General features: G+C 39.8%; 19 protein-coding genes. 16 read left to right on the forward strand and 3 right to left on the reverse strand.

Going from position 1 to position 20,688, the window contains the following annotated elements:
* Positions 1 to 9: 9 nt before the first annotated feature.
* The 11 genes from argR (at position 10) to amrB (ending at position 11,846) form a co-directional block, all read left to right on the forward strand.
* Positions 10 to 474: an arginine repressor gene (argR, locus tag ACSSWA_RS09790; RefSeq protein ID WP_437356386.1), complete on the forward strand. Its 465-nt coding sequence runs from the start codon at positions 10 to 12 to the stop codon at positions 472 to 474.
* The gene (locus ACSSWA_RS09795) at positions 471 to 1,694 is read left to right on the forward strand and encodes an argininosuccinate synthase (RefSeq protein ID WP_437356387.1); all 1,224 of its coding nucleotides are present in this window, start codon (positions 471 to 473) and stop codon (positions 1,692 to 1,694) included. The genes argR and ACSSWA_RS09795 overlap by 4 nt, the downstream gene beginning before the upstream one ends.
* A 1-nt stretch (position 1,695) precedes the next feature.
* Positions 1,696 to 3,072, forward strand: coding sequence for an argininosuccinate lyase (gene argH / locus ACSSWA_RS09800; RefSeq protein ID WP_437356388.1), 1,377 nt, complete (start codon positions 1,696 to 1,698; stop codon positions 3,070 to 3,072).
* 110 nt (positions 3,073 to 3,182) lie between these two features.
* Positions 3,183 to 5,210 carry a M13 family metallopeptidase gene (locus ACSSWA_RS09805; protein WP_437356389.1) on the forward strand — a complete coding sequence of 676 codons (2,028 nt, stop codon included), beginning with the start codon at positions 3,183 to 3,185 and terminating at the stop codon, positions 5,208 to 5,210.
* A 27-nt stretch (positions 5,211 to 5,237) separates the two neighbouring features.
* Positions 5,238 to 6,191, forward strand: coding sequence for an ABC transporter ATP-binding protein (locus ACSSWA_RS09810; RefSeq protein WP_437356390.1), 954 nt, complete (start codon positions 5,238 to 5,240; stop codon positions 6,189 to 6,191).
* Positions 6,184 to 7,443, forward strand: a complete 1,260-nt coding sequence (locus ACSSWA_RS09815; RefSeq protein ID WP_437356391.1) for an ABC transporter permease — start codon at positions 6,184 to 6,186, stop codon at positions 7,441 to 7,443. The genes ACSSWA_RS09810 and ACSSWA_RS09815 overlap by 8 nt, the downstream gene beginning before the upstream one ends.
* 167 nt (positions 7,444 to 7,610) lie before the next feature.
* Positions 7,611 to 7,931 (forward strand): hypothetical protein, encoded by a 321-nt coding sequence (locus tag ACSSWA_RS09820; protein ID WP_437356392.1) that lies wholly within the window; start codon positions 7,611 to 7,613, stop codon positions 7,929 to 7,931.
* A 72-nt stretch (positions 7,932 to 8,003) separates the two neighbouring features.
* Positions 8,004 to 8,939 carry a YitT family protein gene (locus tag ACSSWA_RS09825; RefSeq protein ID WP_437356393.1) on the forward strand — a complete coding sequence of 312 codons (936 nt, stop codon included), beginning with the start codon at positions 8,004 to 8,006 and terminating at the stop codon, positions 8,937 to 8,939.
* The gene (locus ACSSWA_RS09830; RefSeq protein ID WP_437356394.1) at positions 8,940 to 9,917 is read left to right on the forward strand and encodes a methyltransferase; all 978 of its coding nucleotides are present in this window, start codon (positions 8,940 to 8,942) and stop codon (positions 9,915 to 9,917) included. It begins immediately after the preceding gene.
* Between the two features lie 13 nt (positions 9,918 to 9,930).
* Positions 9,931 to 10,773, forward strand: coding sequence for a hypothetical protein (locus ACSSWA_RS09835; RefSeq protein ID WP_437356395.1), 843 nt, complete (start codon positions 9,931 to 9,933; stop codon positions 10,771 to 10,773).
* An 8-nt stretch (positions 10,774 to 10,781) separates the two neighbouring features.
* Positions 10,782 to 11,846: an AmmeMemoRadiSam system protein B gene (amrB, locus tag ACSSWA_RS09840; protein WP_437356396.1), complete on the forward strand. Its 1,065-nt coding sequence runs from the start codon at positions 10,782 to 10,784 to the stop codon at positions 11,844 to 11,846.
* Positions 11,847 to 11,850: 4 nt separating this feature from the next.
* On the opposite strand, the gene uvrB is transcribed toward amrB, so the two are convergent.
* The 3 genes from uvrB to xerA form a co-directional block, all read right to left on the reverse strand.
* Positions 11,851 to 13,869: an excinuclease ABC subunit UvrB gene (gene uvrB, locus ACSSWA_RS09845; RefSeq protein ID WP_437356397.1), complete on the reverse strand. Its 2,019-nt coding sequence runs from the start codon at positions 13,867 to 13,869 to the stop codon at positions 11,851 to 11,853.
* A 2-nt stretch (positions 13,870 to 13,871) separates the two neighbouring features.
* Positions 13,872 to 14,219 carry a hypothetical protein gene (locus ACSSWA_RS09850; protein WP_437356398.1) on the reverse strand — a complete coding sequence of 116 codons (348 nt, stop codon included), beginning with the start codon at positions 14,217 to 14,219 and terminating at the stop codon, positions 13,872 to 13,874.
* A 1,336-nt stretch (positions 14,220 to 15,555) separates the two neighbouring features.
* The gene (gene xerA, locus ACSSWA_RS09855; protein WP_437356399.1) at positions 15,556 to 16,392 is read right to left on the reverse strand and encodes a site-specific tyrosine recombinase/integron integrase; all 837 of its coding nucleotides are present in this window, start codon (positions 16,390 to 16,392) and stop codon (positions 15,556 to 15,558) included.
* A gap of 183 nt (positions 16,393 to 16,575) precedes the next feature.
* Here xerA and ACSSWA_RS09860 point away from each other — a divergent pair, with 183 nt between their 5' ends.
* The 5 genes from ACSSWA_RS09860 to ACSSWA_RS09880 all read left to right on the forward strand — a co-directional run.
* Positions 16,576 to 17,433, forward strand: coding sequence for a DNA-methyltransferase (locus ACSSWA_RS09860; RefSeq protein WP_437356400.1), 858 nt, complete (start codon positions 16,576 to 16,578; stop codon positions 17,431 to 17,433).
* Positions 17,405 to 18,553, forward strand: a complete 1,149-nt coding sequence (locus tag ACSSWA_RS09865) for a hypothetical protein (protein ID WP_437356401.1) — start codon at positions 17,405 to 17,407, stop codon at positions 18,551 to 18,553. The genes ACSSWA_RS09860 and ACSSWA_RS09865 overlap by 29 nt, the downstream gene beginning before the upstream one ends.
* Before the next feature lie 2 nt (positions 18,554 to 18,555).
* On the forward strand, positions 18,556 to 19,398 hold the full coding sequence (locus tag ACSSWA_RS09870; protein ID WP_437356402.1) for a DNA adenine methylase: 843 nt from the start codon (positions 18,556 to 18,558) through the stop codon (positions 19,396 to 19,398).
* A 162-nt stretch (positions 19,399 to 19,560) separates the two neighbouring features.
* Complete coding sequence (locus ACSSWA_RS09875) at positions 19,561 to 20,211, forward strand: hypothetical protein (RefSeq protein WP_437356403.1); 651 nt, start codon at positions 19,561 to 19,563, stop codon at positions 20,209 to 20,211.
* Position 20,212: 1 nt separating this feature from the next.
* On the forward strand, positions 20,213 to 20,688 hold a 476-nt coding region (locus ACSSWA_RS09880; protein WP_437356404.1), incomplete at its 3' end, for a hypothetical protein.

The following is a 20,688-nucleotide window of genomic DNA, read 5'->3' on the forward strand; positions in this document are numbered from 1 at the left end:
AGGTAAATCATGGGAAGAAAATTAGAGGAAATTCAAAAACGTCATTCGTTGATTAAATCGATTATTACTTCGCAGGAAGTTTTTAATCAGACTCAGCTCGGCAAATTATTGAGAAGCAAAGGAATTAGAGTGACACAGGCTACCCTTTCGAGGGATTTGAATGAATTGGGCGTGGTGCGCGTACCGACTTCTAAAGGTCTTGTTTATCAGATTAATCACGAAGGCGGCGAGAGCGCTCTTAAGAATTATATTTCCGAAGAAGTCCTCTCCATCGAATCGAACGAATGTATGATTCTTGTTAAAACATTTTTGGGACGCGCTCAGGGCGTAGCAGTTCAAATTGACAGGGAAAATTTGCCCGATGTGTTGGGCACAATAGCCGGCGACGATACGATTATTGTCGTCCCGAAATCCACAAAAAACATCAAAAAAGTAATCGAAGAATTAAAAACATTATTAGGAATAGAAAAATGAGCAAACAGAAAATTGTAGTGGCGTATTCCGGCGGACTAGATACTTCGGTAATGGTTCACTGGCTCAAAAAAAATTACGACGCGGATATTATTACTTTTACGGGCAATCTGGGTCAGTCCAAAGAATTAATCGGTCTTGAAGAAAAAGCTCTAAAATCCGGGGCTTCCAAAGTATATATTGAAGATTTAACGGAAGAATTTTTGACCGATTATGCATTTCCCGCACTCAGATCGGGAGCACTTTACGAAAACGCTTATCCGATGGCAACTGCAATCGGCAGACCGCTTCTTGCCAAAGCGCTGGTCGATGTGGCTCTTAAAGAAAATGCGACGATGGTTGCTCACGGATGCACCGGCAAAGGGAACGACCAGGTTCGATTCGAAGTCTCCGTCGGCGCGCTGGCTCCCGACCTTAAATGTATTGCTCCTCTAAGAACATGGGAATTCAAATCCCGCGAGGAAGAAATTGAATATGCCAAAGCAAACAACATTCCCGTTGCAATCACAAAAGACAATCCTTATTCGATAGACGACAATATCTGGGGAACGGCAATCGAATGCGGCATTCTAGAAGATCCGATGCAGGAACCGCCCGAAGATGCCTATCTTCATACTGTTTCCCCCGAGAACGCTCCCGATAATGCCGAAACAGTTACAATCGAATTTGAAAAAGGAATTCCCGTTAAAGTTGACGGCAAGGAATTGAATCCGATTGACCTGGTTAACTATCTTAATGACATCGGGGGCAAACACGGCGTCGGCAGAATCGATATGATTGAAAACCGGCTGGTTGGAATAAAATCGCGCGAAGTTTACGAAGCGCCCGCAGCGTCGATTCTGCATTTTGCTCATACTGAACTCGAACGACTCACTCTCGACAAAGCCGTTATGCATTATAAGAGTCTTGTGGCTCATGAATTTGCAAATCTGATTTATAACGGACTCTGGTTTTCGCCGTTGAGGGAATCGCTCCAGGCTTTCGTAGATAAATCGCAGGAAAAAGTAACCGGTCTTGTTAAGGTAAAACTATATAAAGGAACTATGCGCGTCGCAGGCAGAACTTCTCCCTATTCGCTCTACGATCCGTCTCTGGCAACTTACACAATCGAAGACCAGTTCGATCATAAAGCTTCGGAAGGATTTATTAAGATTTACGGACTGCCCTACAAAACAATCAACCGGGTAGAACAAAAAGCCAACGAAACTAACGTAACGGTGTAATATGGCTGTATGGAACGGTCGCTTTAAAAAGAGCCTGGACGAGGAAGCCTTGAAATTTTCTTCGTCGATTGAGCTCGACTCGAGGATGTATAACGAGGATATCGACGGCAGCGTAGCTCACGTTAAAATGCTTGCCAAACAAAAAATTATTTCGGTCGCGGAATCGAAAAAGATTATAAAAGCGCTCGAAGAAATTCGAAAGGAAATTGCAGACGGCGCATACGTGATCGATTGGACTAAAGAAGATATCCATTCTGCCATTGAAGAGCGGCTCGTTCAGAAAATAGGAGACGTAGGCAAACGGCTTCATACCGCGCGCAGCCGTAACGACCAGGTCGCTTTAGACGAAAGACTGTTCCTGAAAAAAGAAATTAATCTTACGATTAAACTGATTTCGGATCTGCAAAAATCATTATTAAAAAAAGCGGAAAAATATAAATCCGTTGTTGTCCCCGGTTATACGCATTTGCAAAGGGCTCAACCGATACTCTTTGCGCATCATCTGATTGCATATATCGAAATGCTCGAAAGGGACAAAGAGAGATTGATCGACTGTTTGAAACGAAGCGACAAATCGCCTCTCGGAGCGGCGGCTTTCGCAGGCACGTCGCTCCCGATCGACAGAAATTATCCGGCTGAACTTCTCGGATTCAAAGGAATAGTCGAAAACAGTATCGACGCGGTAAGCAGTCGCGATTTGATAATCGAATTTATTTCGGCTATGTCGATCATAATGATGAACCTGAGCAGGCTTTCGGAAGAATTTATATTGTGGAGCTCTTCCGAATTTTCGTTCGCTCAAACCGACGACGCATACGCTACGGGCAGCAGCCTGATGCCTCAAAAGAAAAATCCCGATTTCGCCGAACTGATAAGAGGCAAATCGGGCAGAGTCTTCGGAGCGTTAACGGGCATAGTAACGTTAATGAAGGGACTTCCGCTGGCTTACAACAGGGATATGCAGGAGGACAAATATCATCTGATGACCGCGCTCGACACGACCAAAGATTGCTTGAAGATTGCAGCAAATATGATTGAGCATACCGAATTCAAAGCCGACAGGTTCGAGGAAGAATTGACCGGCGATTTATCGCTTGCAACCGATTTGCTCGATTATCTGGTTCGTAAAAATGTTCCTTTCAGGGAAGCTCACCATCTTGTAGGTAAAATAGTCGCTCATTGCGTGGAAAAAGGAATCAAACTAAATCAACTCGACTTGAGCGAATACAAAAAATTCTCTCCCGCATTCGAAAAAGATTTATACGGTTTACTCTCGCCGATGAACAGTATACGCAAAAAAATCTCCGCAGGCAGCACGTCACCTAAAGAAGTAAATAAAGCTCTGCGTAAATGGAAGAGAAGACTTTCTTTCGGGTAGCTGCGGATTAAGTTTTCCGGACTCCTTTATTTTACTTATTTTTTGGATAACAGAACAAAACGTTAGTTATTCCGTCAAAATAAGCACAAAAAAATTAAAGGAGTTTTGTAATGCGATTCAAAATTATTCTATTCGGTTTATTTCTTCTTTCGGGATTTATTTTAAACGTTTATGCCGGAGGAGGAGAAAAGGGATTCGATATCAATAACTTAAACAAATCCGTATCGCCCAAAGAAAATTTTTATGAATTTGCCGTCGGCAATTGGGTTAAAAACAATCCGATTCCGCCGGATCAGAGCCGCTGGGGAATGTTTAATGTATTAATCGAAAAAAACAACGAATTGCTTCGTTCGATAGTTGAAGAGGTAGCTTCTAATCCGAACTGGGAAAAGGGCACAGCCAAGCAGAAAATAGCCGATTTTTACGTTACTGCAATGGATTCCGCGCGTATCGAAAAATACGGCTACAAACCGATTCTCCCGATGCTCAATCAAATCGACAAAATCAGAAACAAAAAAGAATTAATTGAAACGGTAGCTGAATTCCATAAAACGGGCATTTCGCCGTTCTTCATTTTCTATGTAGCGAGCGACGCTAAGAGAAGCGACTTGATGGCTGCTCATATTTATCAGGGGGGCGTCGGACTTCCCGACGTCGAATATTATACCAAAGACGACGATAGGTCGAAAGAAATAAGAGATAAATACGTTCAGCACGTAGCTAAGATGTTCGCGCTTGCCGGCGAAGAAAAAAACGCGGAGGAATATGCCGGTATAGTAATGAAAATCGAAACAGCCCTGGCAAAGGTTTCCAATACTCGTCTGGAAAACAGAGACCCGGTCAAAACGTACAATAAGTTAACCGTAAACGCGCTCAAGAAAACGGCTCCCGAATTTGACTGGGACAGATACTTTGAAGGACTGGGAGTTGAAAATCTGAATATTATTATCATAAGGCAACCCGAATTTGTTAAAGGAATGTCGGCTCTGCTCGACGAGGTCTCGCTCGACGATTGGAAAGTATATCTGAAATGGAATGTTATAAACGAAACCGCCGAGGCTCTCAGCGCTCCGTTTGTTATGGAAAAATTCGAATTCGAAGGCAAATTCCTGAGAGGTCAGCAGGAAATTCAACCGCGCTGGAAACGTGTAATTAATGTAATGAACAGAACTCTCGGTCAATTGCTCGGTCAGGTTTATGTCGAAAAAGCATTTCCGCCCGAATCGAAAGCCAAAGCCAAAGCAATCGTCGATAATCTGCTCGTCTCGATGAAAGAGAGCATTCAGAATCTTGCATGGATGAGCGACGAAACAAAAGCCAGAGCTTTGAAAAAACTGAGCACTTTCGGCGTAAAAATCGGATATCCCGATAAATGGAAAGACTATTCCGAGCTCGAAATAAAACGCGACTCGTATCTGAATAATTTATTGAGAGCATGGGAATGGGACATTAAAGACGATTTGAAAAAAATCGGTCAGCCCGCCGACAAATCGGAATGGTCGATGAATCCTCAAACCGTCAACGCAATGTATTCTCCGACAAGAAACGACATCACATTCCCAGCCGGTATTTTGCAGCCCCCGTTTTTTAATCCCGAAGCCGACGATGCGATTAATTACGGTGCTATGGGAGCGGTTATCGGTCACGAAATCACTCACGGCTTTGACGACCAGGGCAGGAAATATGACGAAAACGGCAATCTGAACGACTGGTGGACCGAAGAAGACAATAATAAATTTCAACAGAGAGCTCAAAAATTAGTCGATCTTTACAACAGCTTTGTAGTTATCGATACATTCAAAGTAAACGGAGCATTGACGCTCGGCGAAAATATTGCGGACCTCGGAGGATTGACGGTTTCGTTCAATGCGTTCAAAAAAACAGAACAATTCAAAAAAGGAGAAAAAATAGACGGCTTTACTCCGGCTCAAAGATTCTTCCTCGGATGGGCTCAGGTTTGGGCAACGAATATCCGCCCCGAAGCTTTGAAGCTCCAGGTAAAAACCGACGTCCATTCGCCCGCGGTTCAAAGAGTAAACGGTCCGTTGATGACAATGCCGGAATTCTTCGAAGCCTACGACGTCCAGCCGGGAGACCCGATGAGAATTTCGGATGATAAAATCGTTAAAATTTGGTAAATTGATTTTAATTTTCCCGGGGGTGGAATGAATTCTTTAGAAGTACGTAATCTTACCAAAAGATTCGATAAAATCGTAGCCGTCGACGGCGCCTCTTTCGAGGTGCCCGACGGCTCTATATTCGGTCTGATCGGCAGAAATGGCGCCGGCAAAACTACAACCATTAGAATGATGATGGGCATTTATCTGCCGGACGAAGGCGAGGTTATTCTTAAAGGAGCCAGAGTCGGCAGGGAATTCAAAAGCAAAGTCGGTTACCTGCCCGAAGAAAGAGGTCTCTATAAAAAAATGAAACTTCTCGAAACCCTTCTTTACTTTGCCGAACTAAAAGGCAAAACGGGCAAAGAGGTTCACAAAGAAGCGGTGAAATATTTAAAATTATTCGATTTGTACGACAGGCGCATGTCGAAAATCGAAGACCTTTCCAAAGGCAACCAGCAGAAAGTTCAGTTTATTACAACTATACTTCACGACCCGGAATTTATTATTCTCGACGAGCCGTTTTCGGGACTCGATCCGATCAACACCAATATTTTGAAAGAAATAATTCTCGAAATGAAAAGACGGGGCAAAGTGATAATCCTTTCGACCCATCTTATCGATTATGCGGAAAAGATGTGCGACCATGTGGCAATTATCGACAAAGGGAAAATCGTGCTGAAAGGTTCGATCGATCAACTCAAATCAAAGTATGCAAACAGAAACGTTAGCCTCGTTTATAACGGCGATATTTCATTTCTGAAAAAACATTACGACATTGTGGAAAAGATGGAAGACTTCGGAAATACGACGGGAATCAGAGTGCGGGACGCTTCGCAAATTCAGACTTTATTGAAACTTCTGATTGATAACGGAGTGGAAATAAAAAAATTCAACGCCAACGATATTTCGCTCCACGAAATATTCGTTGAAACCGTAGGGGACGAAGTCGATTCCGAATCCCAATTTTCTTTATCGGAAAAGGAGGGCGGCAATGTTTAATTACAGAGTACTCGCTATAATAAAAAGAGAATTAAGAGAACGCCTTTTTTCGAAAGCCTTTATTACAACGACGTTATTGATTCCCGGACTTATTGTCGTAATCTTCGGCGTTCAGGCGCTGCTCTACAGCGCCGAGAGCAAGAATCTTAATTTCGAGTTGATTACGGAAAACGAAGAATTGACGACCGCTTTCATGAATGAATTTGCAAATGCGAATTTCGTCAAAGATAAACATTATGTCTTTCTTTACAAAACGATGACGCGCGATGAATTTAAAAAACATCTCGAAGAGATACGAAGCAAAATTGTCGACGAGTCGCTGACCGGAGTTATATACGTTCCGTCAACCGCGCTGAAGGACAAGAAGATCGAATACTACTCGAAGTCGCCGCAAAACATTGCGCTCTCGAGAGAATTGAACGGACCGGTAAATAAAGTATTGGTCGACGCCTACTTTATGAACAAAACGCTCGATCCCGAAGAACTCGAATTCGCACGGCGCGGAGTCGATTTCGCGGGTTTCAAAGTTTCCGAAGAAGAGCAAATTAAAGAAGAAGGCTACGGCAATATTGTGCTGGCTTATGCTTTCACGTTTTTGTTGTATATGAGTTTGCTTATTATCGGTCAGATTACTTTGCAGTCGGTAATTGAAGAAAAGAGCAATAAGATTGTAGAGATAGTGCTTTCGTCGGTTGAGCCGAAAGAATTGATGACCGGAAAAATTCTCGGCGCTTCGATTACAGGTCTTGTTCAAATGGGAATCTGGCTCTTTACGATTATGGGCGTCGTTTCCTCGTCGTGGATGACTCTTCCGGCGGATCTTGTACTCGAAATCGATACGAACGTAGTTCTTTACGTACTGCTTAATTTCTTTATCGGGTTGGTATTGTTCATCGGATTGTTTGCTACTGTCGGAGCAATATTCAACAATCCGCAGGACGCCTCGTCGGGCACGCTGCCGATTATGATGCTCATTATAATTCCGTTTTTCATTGCCTTTTCGATCATGGAAAATCCCAATAAACCTTATGCCGAAATTGCTTCCTTATTTCCTTTCTCTTCGGTTATCGTAATGCCCGCAAGGATGACGTTGATCGACGTGCCGGAATGGCAGTTGATTGCCGCAATACTGATAAATATTCTTACGATTATCGCCATATTCCCTGTGGCGGGCAAAATATATCGCGTCGGTATTTTGATAACGGGGAAAAAACCGAAATGGTCGGAAGTATTCCGCTGGCTCAGGCAATAGTTTTTCTTACGGCAGGCGCGCTTCAAATAAGCCCGTGCGTCTGCCCGTTTTAATTTGACCCTGTCTGTACGATTTGTTAATTTCATTTCCGGAATTATCAGCCATTTCTTTTATTTTGTCCGCAGATAAGTTTTTTAACAAATCAGTTTAATTATTCGGAGAAATAAATGAGCAATGTGGAAATCTATTCCGAATTGTTGAAAAAATTAAACAAGGATTTTTCGCTCGAAGAAACTAATCTTCCGGCTCATAACGACATCGAAGTAATCCGGGCTTATCTCGTAGAAAAAATCAAAGAATTGATGGCAAAAGATTTCGGAAGGTTTATTAATAATTTATACAGAATCGACGTGGACGAAAGCAAGGTGAACGAAATTCTTTACGCCAGGGACAAAGCTGCAATTCCTGCCAGGCTCGCCGATCTGATAATAGAACGCCAGCTTCTCAGAATAAAAACCCAAATGATGTACCGCCGGGGCGAACTTTAAAAAACTTTTCCGCTTTTTTAACAATTCCCGTCTGACTATTTTAGTCCTCAAAAAATAAATTTTTGGAGCATCATGGTTAAGTCTCTTGTTAAGAAGTATCCGGTCGTAGATTACACGGCAATAATTATCGGCTCGGCAATAATGGCTGTGGGCATCGGAGTTTTTCTGGTGGACGCGCAGGTGGTGCCCGGCGGCGTAAGCGGACTTGCAATGGCTTTCCACTATCTTTCGGGCAATAAAATTCCCGTCGGTATGTTGATCTGGGTTTTTAACGTTCCTTTGTTTATATGGGGAATCAAAGAACTCGGCAGCAAATTCGGATTGCGCACTTTCGTAGGTTTTACTTTCAATTCGATTTTTATCGACTTGTTCCGCGGCGATATTCCTGGACTTTCTTTTATCCGGCTTCAGGATACAAAGCCGATACAGGACTTATATAAAAACGATTTTCTCTTTCTCATACTTATCGGAGCCGTGCTGCTCGGAATCGGGCTCGGTCTCGTATTCAAATTCAAAGGCACAACCGCGGGTTCCGATATCGTAGCTTCGATTTTGCACAAACGGTTCGGAATGAAACCCGGTCAGGCTATAATGATAATCGATTTTTTTGTGATTGCTTTTGCAGGCATGATAATCGAATTGAAAGATTTGTCGCCCGACCGTCCCGCGCTCACTCTGACGTTTTATGCAATATTTCTTTTGTTCGTTTCTTCCCGGCTTATCGACGCTATTATCGACGGCTTCGACTATGCAAGAGCCGCTTATGTTATTTCAGACAAGTACAATGAAATTATCGACTCGATTCTGACCGAAATGGGTAGAGGCTGCACGGCAGTCAAAACCAGAGGAGTTTACAGGAATGTGGAGCGCGAAATGATTTTGACCGTAGTTCCGCTGCGCGAAGTTTCAAAATTGGTCGACCTGGTAAAAAGCATCGATCCTTCGGCGTTTGTTATAGTTTATAACGTGCACGAAGTGCTCGGCGAGGGATTCAGAAGAAGGATTTGAATGAGTGAAATGCTCGACAAAAAAGAAATAGACAAACTTGCTTCGTCTTTTCGCGAAAGCAGAATTTTACTGTCGGCGGTAGAGCTGGATCTTTTCACTGCGATCGACGGCAAGTTAGCGACAAGCAAAGAAATTGCGGAAGAATTGAACGCGGACGAATCTTCGCTTGAAATTTTGTTGAATGCGCTTTGCGCTCTTGGTCTGTTGAAGAAATCAAAGAACAAATATTTTTGCGCCGAATCCGCATCGAAGTATCTGTCGCGCAAAAGCGAAGATTATATGGCTAATCTACGTCATACGGCAAATCAATGGCACAGATGGAACAATCTTACCGATACGGTTAAGAACGGGAGAAACGCCGTAACTTTGAGCGGAAACGAAGCCGGCAGAGAGGAATTTATTGCGGCAATGCATTACAGAGCAAAAGGACAGGCGGAGATAATTTCTTATATGATCGATTTAAGCGGAGTCGATAAAATGCTCGATATCGGCGGAGGCTCCGGCGCTTTTTCGTACGCTTTCATGAAAAGGAATCCCCGGTTGAAATCCGTAATCCTCGATCTGCCCGAAATAATACCGATTACAAAAAGATACGCTTCCGAAGAGCGATTGACGGAAAGAACGGAATTCATAGAAGGAGATTTTTTTAAAGTCGATTTCGGTCGTAATTACGACATGGTATTTATCTCTTCGATAATTCATATGAACGGTTACGAGCAAAACAAACGGTTGATAAAAAAATCAGCCGAAGCTCTCGCTCCGAACGGATTTATAGTTATAAGAGATTGGGCTATGAACGAGAACCTGACGGAACCTTACGAGGCAGCTCTGTTTTCCGTTAATATGCTTGTGTCGACAAAAGAAGGGCGCAATTATTCCGAAAGCGAAATCGAAGAATGGTTTGATAACGCCGGCGTTCGAAGAACGGAAAAAAAGGAAACCGGTTTCGGACAGGCGCTCTATTTGGGATATAAATAACGAGAGTATAAATATGAAACGGCTAATCTTCCTGACGTTTGCCTTGTTGTTAATTAACGCCTGCAGTCGGGAAAAAACTCCCGGCGACTTTCTCGGTTCCGAATATGAGTTTGTAACTTCGCCGCCGGCAAATCTGGAATTAAGCGAGCGTCAGAAAGAATATCTGATTCTTTTCAAACACGGGTTCTCGAACGATGAAATAATAAATTATTTTAAAACGGATAAAATGCGTTTCGACGAGGAAATTAATTTCCTCTTTTCAAACAACCTCATAAAAAAATCCGACAATAAATTTCTGCCGGCTTTCCTCGTAATTTCTTACGACGATTATAACGATATGCTGAACAAGCTCGACACTCTGATTAAAGACGTTAGGGAAATTGCGCTCGACAGGCTCGGGAAAATGGAGAGCGAATACAACCAAAATAAAATGAACATGCCCTTTAAAGACGCCGCATATTATGTCATTCGCGATTATGCGGTTATGAAAAACCTGTCCGATTTTGTTATTAAAACCGAGACGCCCACCAGAGGAACCGCTCGATTCTATGCGGCTTTGTTCGAAAAGAAAATTTTTTCAAGCGCAAGATTAAACAACAAAAAATTCTTTAATGAGGATGAAATAAAAACCCTTGAGAGAATTGCAAAGATTACTCAAAAAGATTTAACGGAATACTTCGAAAAACAGATGCCGAGACTCGTTAAATATTATCTTTCATCCGGATTTAAAGATCAAGCGGGATTCAGGGAATGGCTCTACTGGTGCGGTTATGCGATTGCAGACAAAGCGGCCGACTTGTTAAATAAAGACGGATATATTAATTTACCGGCGCCGTCAGACCTGGTAATGAAATGAGTAGTGTTTTGAAAAGAATATTGATCATATTTTTGATGTTTATTCCGTTCCCGGAATTTAATGCTCAGGATAAAAGAGACGTACGGGATAAAATCGGCTTTTGCTGGAATGCAGACGAGATGGATCGGTTCGTCGACTGGTTAAATAAAAATTCCGACGACAATATTGATTTCAAAGGGCGTTTGATAGCGGCGGTATCGGTTCACGACGATTATCTTTATGCCGGAAAGGTCTATCATCCGCTTTTCAAATTGATCGACGCAAAAGAGGTAATTATTCTGGGCGTTACGCATTCGACGGTCAGAAAGGAATTGGGGAATTTCAGAAACAAACTAATCCTGGAAAATCATAAAGCGTGGACCGGAATATACAACGACGTCAATATTTCGCCTCTGCGTGAAATCATAAAGAAACAGTTATCGGGGGATTATTATACCGTCAACAACCGCGCGCATCAAATCGAGCATTCCATCGAAGCGTTAATTCCTTTTTTGCAGTTCTATAATAAAGAAATTAAAATTACGCCTTTGATGGTTCCGGCGATGAGCCGGGATACGATGGAATTAATTTCCGGAGAATTGTCGGAAATAATTTCCCGTTATATCAAAGAAAACAAACTTATCCTCGGCAAAGACATTTTCATACTTATATCGAACGACGCGAATCATTACGGAGCTGATTTCGACAATTATCCGTTCGGGCTGGACGAATCAGCTCATAACGCGGCAATTAACAACGACCTGAGGATTATCAATAATTATCTCGTGGGCGCTATCGGAAGGGAAAAGATTATCGGTCTTTACGGCGAGTTGATCGAAGGCGTCAATAAAACCACTCCGCCGCTCTGGTGCGGAAGGTATCCTCTTTTGTTCGGATTGATGACGGTCGAAAAGGTCGCGGACAATTTGAAACTCGGCGGCGTTCGCGGAGCGCTTATTAAATACTCCGATACGTACACGGAAAAACTTCTTCCGTTTAACGGAAGTTCGATGGGAACAACCGCGCCGTATTCGCTCGACCATTGGGTCGGATTCTTTACTCTGGGATTTTATATCGACGGAGAAGGGAAATAAATTTTCAGCCGCCCTTGAGCGTTTTTTTCAGTTTTTCGATTTCGTCTCTCAGAAAAGCGGCGCGTTCGAATTCGAGGTCTTTTGCCGCCGCGTGCATCTCTTCGGTCATCTGTTCAATCAATTCTTTCTTCTGGTCGTCGGTCATATATTTAATTACCGGCTCTACGACTTTCAACATTGAAGCCTCGGCTGTTTCGCTCTCTTTTTTGCGGACGTCCGCAATCGAAGTGGAACTGAGAATTTCTTCCACGCTTTTATAAACCGTTTTTGGAGTGATGCCGTGTTTCTCGTTGTATTCCTGCTGAAGTTTTCTGCGCCGGTTTGTCTCGTCGATGGTTTTACGCATCGATTCGGTAATAACGTCGGCGTACATAATAACCTTGCCGTTTACGTTCCTGGCGGTTCTGCCCGCAGTTTGCATTAGCGACCGCTCGCTTCTCAAAAAACCTTCCTTGTCGGCGTCGAGTATCGCAACGAGCGATACCTCGGGCAGGTCAAGTCCTTCGCGGAGAAGGTTTACTCCCACCAGCACGTCGAAGTCCCCGATGCGCAGGTCGCGTATGATTTCAACGCGTTCCAAAGCGTCGATATCGCTGTGAATATACCGGACTTTAATATTGAGTCTGTCGAGGTAGTCGGTCAAATCTTCTGCCATTTTTTTCGTAAGCGTAGTTACTAAAGTTCGTTCTTTCTTTTCAACGCGTTTTCTAATTTCGCCGATTAAATCGTCAATCTGACCGGTAACGGGACGCACTTCGATTTCCGGGTCGAGCAGTCCTGTGGGACGAATAATCTGTTCCACGTACGAGCCGCCGCTTTTTTCGAGTTCGTAGTCGCCAGGCGTAGCGCTGACGTAGATTACCTGATTAACGAGATTTTCGAACTCCTCGAATTTTAAAGGGCGGTTGTCGAGCGCCGACGGCAGTCGAAAGCCGTATTCAACCAGAGTTTCTTTCCGTGAGCGGTCGCCGTTGTACATTCCTCTTATTTGAGGAATTGTAACGTGCGACTCGTCGATTATCAGGAGATAATCTTTTGGGAAATAGTCGAAAAGGCAGTAGGGCCGCGAACCCGGCGGACGCCCGTCGATATGCCTCGAATAATTTTCGATTCCGGAGCAGTAACCGATTTCGCGCATCATTTCGATATCGAAACGCGTGCGCTGTTCGAGCCGCTGCGCCTCGACGTATTTTTCCTGCGACCAGAAATACTGAAGGCGTTCTTTCAATTCTTCTTCGATCGATTTGATTGCGCGGTTGATTTGTTCTTTCGTAGTCACAAAATATTTGGCGGGATAGATCGGCGCGGAATCGACTTCTCTGATTGTGTCGCCTGTTATCGAATCGATTACGGAAATCCGTTCTATTTCGTCGCCCCAGAATTCGACTCGAATGGCTTCTTCGTATTGATAAGCCGGAATGATTTCGATAACGTCGCCCCTCGCTCTGAAAGTTCCTCTCGAAAATTCGATATCGTTTCGCGTGTAATAAATGTCGATCAGATCGCGCATTAATTTTTTCCGGTTGATTTCCTGACCTTTTTTCAGGAATAAGATTTGCCGGGCGTACTCGTCGGGCGCGCCGATGCCGTAAATGCTCGAAACGCTGGCAACTATAATTACGTCGCGGCGTCCTTCGATTAACGCGGTCGTTGCTTTCAGCCTCAGCCTGTCGATTTCCTCGTTGACAGAAAAATCTTTTTCAATGTAGAGGTCTCTTTTTACGACGTATGCTTCCGGCTGATAATAATCGTAGTAACTGATGAAAAATTCGACGGCGTTATTGGGAAAGAACGATTTGAATTCAGAGTAGAGTTGAGCCGCGAGAGTTTTGTTGTGCGAAATAATCAGCGTCGGTCGATTGACTTCTTTAATCACATTCGAAATGGTATAAGTTTTCCCGCTGCCGGTTACGCCGAGCAGCACCTGGTGTTTCAGTCCCTTATTGAGACCCTCGACCAATTCCTTGATTGCCTTCGGCTGATCGCCTGAAGGTTGGTAATTGGAAACTAATTCAAAGTTCATATTCAGTTACGCGTCCTGACTTCTGCGGCGTGGAAATAGCCGTCGTGCAGATGACCTCTCAAAGTTACTCTGTTTGTTACGTCCATGCCGGGCGGCAATGAAATCGGGCCGACGACTTTCATTTGAACGCCGGCTTTGTCTTCGACGTAGAAAACCGTACCGCCCGAAGCCTGGTCGGCAAAAAACCCTTTGTCGTGAATTACTTTTACAATTATATCCCTGTTTACGTTGCTGTTTTTGTCGAAGTCCGAAAAGAGTCCGAGGTCGTCTTTCGGACTGAAATAAGTAAAATAAAGGACCGCGATAACGGCAACGATCATTACGGGTAATATTAATTTTTCTATTTTCATAAAAGACTTTCGTTCCGTTTAAATGAATTATAAATATATAAAATCTCTTTTGAAATGGGCAAATTAGCGCGGGGAATAATTTCCCGGATCGGTTTAATGCGGTTAATTCGCGTAACAAATGATTAAAAACAGAAGGATTAACGAAAGCGGATAAAGAAAATCATATAATTTCATATTAACCCCGAAGGGGTGAAATTATTATAACAGAACAAAGTCAGCCCCGAAACCAAACCCCAAAGGGGTGAAATGATTGTAACAAATAACGCAAATCCGAAATCAATCCCGAAGGGGTGAAATTTTTGTAATGCAAGAACCTATTACAAACAGAAACCCCGAAGGGGTGACATAGCAATCACCGCAAAACCTTATGTCACCCGTCCCGGGTTCTGTCTCTGTTGGATAATTCTGTGTCTATAGAAATATCAACCCTCCGGGTTTATGTTTTGCCCTGAGCAATAACCGGACGATAATGAAATATGAAAAAAAATATTGAGCAAAGATTTTTACCACACACCAACCCCGCAGGGGTGGAATTATTATAATACAATAGCTCAGCCCTGGAACCAAACCCCGCAGGGGTGACATAAGAATAACTGCAAAACCTTATGTCACCCGTCCCGGGTTCTGTCTCTGTTGGATAATTCTGTGTCTATAGTAATGTCAACCCTCCGGGTTTATGTTTTACCTGAACAAACGCCGGACGATTATGAAATAAAAAAAATATTTTTGAGTAACAAATTTTTATGACCACCAATCCCGCCGCTAAGCAAAAACCCCGAAGGGGTGAAATGATTGTAACAAATATCGCCAATCCGAAATCAACCCCGAAGGGGTGGAATGATTGTAACACAACAGCTCAGCCCCGAAACCAAACCCCGGAGGGGTGAAATAATTGTAACAAAGCATCCCTGCCGCTAAACCAAACCCCGCAGGGGTGACATAGCAATCGCTGCGGAGCTTTATGTCATCCGTCCCGGGTTCTGTCTCTGTTGGATAATCCTGTGTCTATAGTTATGCCAACCCTCCGGCTTTATGTTTTGCCCGGAGCAATAGCCAGATGATAATGAAATAAGAAAAAATATTTTATAGCAACGAAAATATATGACCCCCAAACCCCGCGGTGGTGAAATGATTGTAACGAGACAAACCGGGCAGACATCCAAACCCCGCAGGGGTGAAATAATTGTAACAAAGCATCCCTGTCGCTAAACCGAAACCCCCAGGGGTGACATATAAGCATCTGGGACTTTTTTTCTCTAGTTCCGGATTCAGGCTTTGGCAGATAAGAGTTTCCTTTGAGAAACTTGTCGACGGAGAATGCAAAAGGATTTCAATTCTAAATATTATCGAGTGGACTTTTTATTTTCTTAACGGAAAGGGGATTTATATGAGTATAAATTTGCGTTGTTGACAAGTGTTTGTGACCAAGCAATTCCTGTATAAATCTAATATCGGTGCCATTATCGAGAAGGTGGGACGCAAAACTATGGCGCAGAGTGTGAACCGAAACTTTTTTACGGATATTTGCTTTTTTTACAGCGCATTTAAAAATCTGTTGAATACTTCTAGCAGAATACTTGCCGCCTTTCTGTCCTTCGAACAAATAAACTTTCGGTTCATACTGCCGGAAATATTCCCTAAGCAATTCCAATAACTTTTCGGACAGCATAACTATCCTGTCATTTTTGCCCTTTGAATTGACAACTTTTATTGTCATAGACGACGAGTCAATATCGCTTAACTTCAGATTAATCGCTTCGGAGATTCTTAATCCGCACGAATAAATTGTAGAAATAATTGCCTTATGTTTTAAATTGTCAATTGAGTCAATAATATTTTTAACTTCATTAGTAGTTAATACATTGGGTAAGCTGTTCGGTTTTTTCATTTTAATAAAAAAATCAAAATCCACATCTTTTTTTAGAACGTCAAAAAAGAGAAACCGCACGGATGCAAGGGCTTGTTTCATTGATGAATAAGAATATTTTTTATTTTGGATAAGATAGTTAAAATAATCGAGCAAGATTTTCTGATTTAGATTGTTAATTTTTGACGAGATTAAATAATCAAGAAAAAGATTAAGGTGGTGCAGATATAATTTTTCTGTTCTGGGGGAATAATTTTTTAATCGCATCAGTTTTGAGTATTTATCAATCACTTCGGATTTTTTCATAGAGCCCTCTGTTATTTGAAAAAATCTTATACGTAATAACTTATTTTTTATGGTTATACTGTAATAAAAATAGCATTTTTAAAGAAAATATAAAATATTGCGTCAAGAATTATGTTCTCGGCAATATGAAAAATAAAATTGGTAAATAAGAATGTATAATGTAATTTTGGAGAAAAAGATTAAATGAAAACACAACATAAATTAATATTTGGCAATTCTATGAGTATGATAGAAATCCTAGATGAAAGTATTCATTTAATTATTACTTCTCCACCGTATTTTAACGCACCATTTGACTACAAAGGACTTTTTGAAAATTACGACCAATATCTTGGCATGATTAGAAGAATGGCAAAAGAAGCATTCAGAGTTTTGCAAGAAGGAAGAATTTTTGCATTAAACATTGACGATATGCTTGTAAATGGCGAAAAATATCCTATAACAGCCGATGCAATAAAAATTTTTCAAAATGTAGGATTTAGATACAGAGATAAAATTGTATGGAAAAAACCCGACGGCTATTTACGAATAAGTAAGCGTAGCGGAGTATTATTGCAAAACCCTTATCCAATGTATTTTTATCCTGATAATCTTTTGGAAAGCATTGTTATTTTTCAAAAAGGGAAATTTAATTATCGCTCAATTCCAAAAGAAGTAAGGGAAAAATCAAAAATTGATAAAAAAGAATTTCAAAATAACAATTGGCATAAAACTATTTGGGAAATAACAAATGTTTTACCTGGTTCAAAACTTGAAAAAGGAGTTGCAGCTTTCCCTGACGAATTACCTTACAGACTAATAAAACTTTTTTCGTATGTTGGCGAAACAGTACTTGACCCATTCCTCGGTAGCGGAACAACAATGAAAGTAGCTAATCAATTAAACCGGAATTCAATAGGCATTGAAATAATTAGAGATTTGGAAACAATTATAAGACAAAAAGTTAATTCCAATAATTTGGAAATTGTAGAAAGGGACAAGGGGAAATACAGATTTGTGACATTGGATTATATTGAAAAAAGAAAAAATGTGGTTAATTGATTTTATAAAAAAGATTTTTGAAAGCAGGAAATTAAAAAATATGAATATAACAGCACAAATAACAGGAATTAAATACAATCCGAAGCTAACTGATGACTTAACAGTTTTTGATTTTAATAACTTTAATATCAATGAATTGCCTGCAAATTGTTTGATAAATTATGATGGTTTTTCATTTGGATTGTCAAAATGGGTTTCGCCCAAAAGAACTCGTTCTTATCCTTACGAAAGAGTTTATAATACACTTGGAACTTCAAAACGAATAACGGTTATTCCCATTATCAAAGATGAGGGGAAAAAAGGCGACAGAGATTTTATCCAATGGGACACGATTTCATTAATGAGTTTACTTGATGTTTTTGTAGTTTTTGCGTATTACAAAACAGCTGAAAAACATAAAACACGAGCTAACAAAATAACTAATCAACAGTTTGATAATGAGTTGGTAAAACAAAAAATATCCGAAATAAAAAACTATCATAGTTCCGCATTGCATTGGAATTTAAAAGAAATTAAAGAATCATTTCCTGATCTAATTCAAAAAGCAAAAACATCCTACAATACAATCAGAAAGCAATTAGCTGTTGAATTTCACAACGAACAAGGTATAGACAAATTTGCCAAACAATTTATCAATGGCGTAAAAGATTTTATGAAAACTTCACGACTAAAAGCACAAGAAGCCCAAAATCGTGAAATGCAGACTGTTCAACCAAAAGAAGCTTTATCAACATTAACCAAAGCGACCATAACAATTGAAAATTATCTTGGCGGAAAATATTATTTCACTACCGATGAAATAAGAATTGAAAAAGACAAAATCTATTTAATTGAATCTAAACATTCAAAAAACTCAATTTTGCCAAGTATTGGCGATATAAAAGACGGATTACTTAAAATGATACTCTATACAAATCTTAAAAATGTATCAATAAATGACAATAATTACACGGCAATTCCTGTGCTAAAATTAACTTCGTCAAAATTACCAACAGATATTTCTAAATCTGAAATTGAAACCAATACAGTTTTAAACAAAAGTCAAAAAGAAATACTCAACAAATTGTTTGTGGAAGCCAACGAAAATGGATTTGAATTAATAATTGAAAAAACGGTATAATAATGATAAAAAGTCCATTAAGATATCCCGGCGGAAAAAGTAGAGCAATTAAGTTTATTACTCAATTAATACCAGAATTTAAAGAATACAGAGAACCATTTGTTGGCGGAGGTTCTGTATTTGTATATTTAAAACAAAGATATCCAAATAGAAAATTTTGGATAAATGATATTTATGAAAATTTATATCTATTTTGGAAATATGCTAAAAAAGAACCTGAAAAATTAATCGAACAAATTCAATATTGGAAGAACAATACGACTAATGGGAAAGACTTGTTTAAATACTTGTCGGAAAATATTAATAATTTTAATGAACTTAAAAAGGCAGCTGCATTTTTTGTTTTTAATAGAATAACTTTTTCCGGGACAACGGAAAGTGGCGGATTTTCCAATGCAGCTTTTAATAAACGATTTACGCAATCAAGTATTGAAAGAGTTAAAGCATTGTCTCAAATTTTGAACAATACAAAAATTACAAATTTTGATTATCAACAAGTAGTCGAAGAAGAAGGGGAAGATGTTTTTATTTTTCTTGACCCGCCTTATTACTCTGCCACAAAATCTGCTTTATACGGTAAAAATGGAAATCTTCATAAAACATTTGACCACGAACGATTTGCAGAAGTTCTAAAAAATACAAAACATAAATGGTTGATAACCTATGATGACAGCGAATACATAAGAGATTTGTTTTCTTTTGCTAATATTAGAGAATGGAATTTGACTTACGGTATGAGAAATGTTGGAGACAATGGAAATCAAAAAGGTAAAGAATTATTTATTTCAAACTATTCAATATTAGATATAAAGGAAATCAAACAAAAATCATTATTTGAAGAATAAGAAAAAAATACTGCCGAGAACATTGTGTATAAGCAATGGCGGGTAAAATACTAAAATTCAAATGAATATGAATAAAATCAAAGTCGGAGCAAAAATAAAAGTAAATGCGGAAAATCCCACCACTGCTCATACACTTGTCCGTTAGCCACAAGGTAAAGAAAAATGAAAGATAAATTTACAATTGAAGACTTTTTAATAAAAATCATTCCTGGTGGAATATTACTTGGAGTATTGTATTTTTTATATGGGACAGAAGTTAATATTGATATACCCCAAGGCCTTGACGTATTTGTAACAACAATTTTTTTAGTATTCGCATTTTTAACGGGTGAAATTATTCAAACAATTGCATACGAATTTGAATGGTTAATTGATATATTTTATAAGTTTTATAGACCGTCACAACTATTTCTTTACAAGAACAATCCCGTTTTAAAAAATGAAAAAATAAGAGAAAAAATTATAGAATATTTATCACCTTCAGAAAAAGAAAAAAAATTATTTGACACGGAATACAAAAAATTACCAGTATTTCTGAAAAGACCAAAACAAGAAATTTCTCAAAGTTATTTTTGGAAACTTTATTCAAATGTTAATAATGAACCAATCATTAATGTTTTTAATAGAAATTATCTTTACATAAGAGCTATTGTCTTTCTATTCGCAATTTTAACATTATTGTTCCTTGTAAATGATTATAGTCAATTATTTTACTTATGTATTGTTCTGTTTATAATTTTTCTATGGAGAGCAAGAGGAATGGCAAGAATGCTTGTGTTTAAAATCGTAATTTTGAATTTAAAAGGTAAATAAAATGAAAATAATGATTTTTGATGTCGGAAATGCTGCCTGTTCAGTAGTTTCAAGTCCAAATAAATACGGATTAATGGTTGACTGTGGTAGCCACAGCGAAAAAGATAATCCGGTTGATTTATTAAACGTTAAAGAAATTAAAGATTGGCTTAGCTTAAAACCCTATGTTACCCAAAAAGGAGTTAGTTATAAACTAGGTTTGCTACATATAACTCATCCAGATGACGACCATGTTAGAAATGCTAAACGAATAAAAGAAAAGTTTGAACCTTATTTATTACATAAAAGAGAATTTGAAGAGTTTCCAGACGCTGATAAAATTAATACTGACTATAAAGAATATATTGATAAAAAATATCGTGGATCCAATCCTGAAACAATTAATTGGGGATTTGAAATAAATAGAGTTTTCAAAATACCAATGGATATTTTAAAGTCTAATGAGGATTTAAATAAAAAACTGCGTAATAATTCCAG

This window comes from Melioribacter sp. Ez-97 (genome assembly GCF_051488665.1).
In the GTDB taxonomy this organism is placed as follows: domain Bacteria; phylum Bacteroidota; class Ignavibacteria; order Ignavibacteriales; family Melioribacteraceae; genus Melioribacter.

Coding starts and splice junctions, on each gene's coding strand:
- argR (WP_437356386.1), top strand. CDS start 10: ATGGGAAGAAAATTAGAGGAAATTCAAAAACGTCATTCGTTGATTAAA.
- ACSSWA_RS09830 (WP_437356394.1), top strand. CDS start 8,940: ATGAGTGAAATGCTCGACAAAAAAGAAATAGACAAACTTGCTTCGTCT.
- ACSSWA_RS09810 (WP_437356390.1), top strand. CDS start 5,238: ATGAATTCTTTAGAAGTACGTAATCTTACCAAAAGATTCGATAAAATC.
- argH (WP_437356388.1), top strand. CDS start 1,696: ATGGCTGTATGGAACGGTCGCTTTAAAAAGAGCCTGGACGAGGAAGCC.
- xerA (WP_437356399.1), bottom strand. CDS start 16,392: ATGAAAAAATCCGAAGTGATTGATAAATACTCAAAACTGATGCGATTA.
- ACSSWA_RS09805 (WP_437356389.1), top strand. CDS start 3,183: ATGCGATTCAAAATTATTCTATTCGGTTTATTTCTTCTTTCGGGATTT.
- ACSSWA_RS09835 (WP_437356395.1), top strand. CDS start 9,931: ATGAAACGGCTAATCTTCCTGACGTTTGCCTTGTTGTTAATTAACGCC.
- ACSSWA_RS09795 (WP_437356387.1), top strand. CDS start 471: ATGAGCAAACAGAAAATTGTAGTGGCGTATTCCGGCGGACTAGATACT.
- ACSSWA_RS09860 (WP_437356400.1), top strand. CDS start 16,576: ATGAAAACACAACATAAATTAATATTTGGCAATTCTATGAGTATGATA.
- ACSSWA_RS09820 (WP_437356392.1), top strand. CDS start 7,611: ATGAGCAATGTGGAAATCTATTCCGAATTGTTGAAAAAATTAAACAAG.
- ACSSWA_RS09815 (WP_437356391.1), top strand. CDS start 6,184: ATGTTTAATTACAGAGTACTCGCTATAATAAAAAGAGAATTAAGAGAA.
- ACSSWA_RS09850 (WP_437356398.1), bottom strand. CDS start 14,219: ATGAAAATAGAAAAATTAATATTACCCGTAATGATCGTTGCCGTTATC.
- uvrB (WP_437356397.1), bottom strand. CDS start 13,869: ATGAACTTTGAATTAGTTTCCAATTACCAACCTTCAGGCGATCAGCCG.
- ACSSWA_RS09875 (WP_437356403.1), top strand. CDS start 19,561: ATGAAAGATAAATTTACAATTGAAGACTTTTTAATAAAAATCATTCCT.
- ACSSWA_RS09870 (WP_437356402.1), top strand. CDS start 18,556: ATGATAAAAAGTCCATTAAGATATCCCGGCGGAAAAAGTAGAGCAATT.
- ACSSWA_RS09825 (WP_437356393.1), top strand. CDS start 8,004: ATGGTTAAGTCTCTTGTTAAGAAGTATCCGGTCGTAGATTACACGGCA.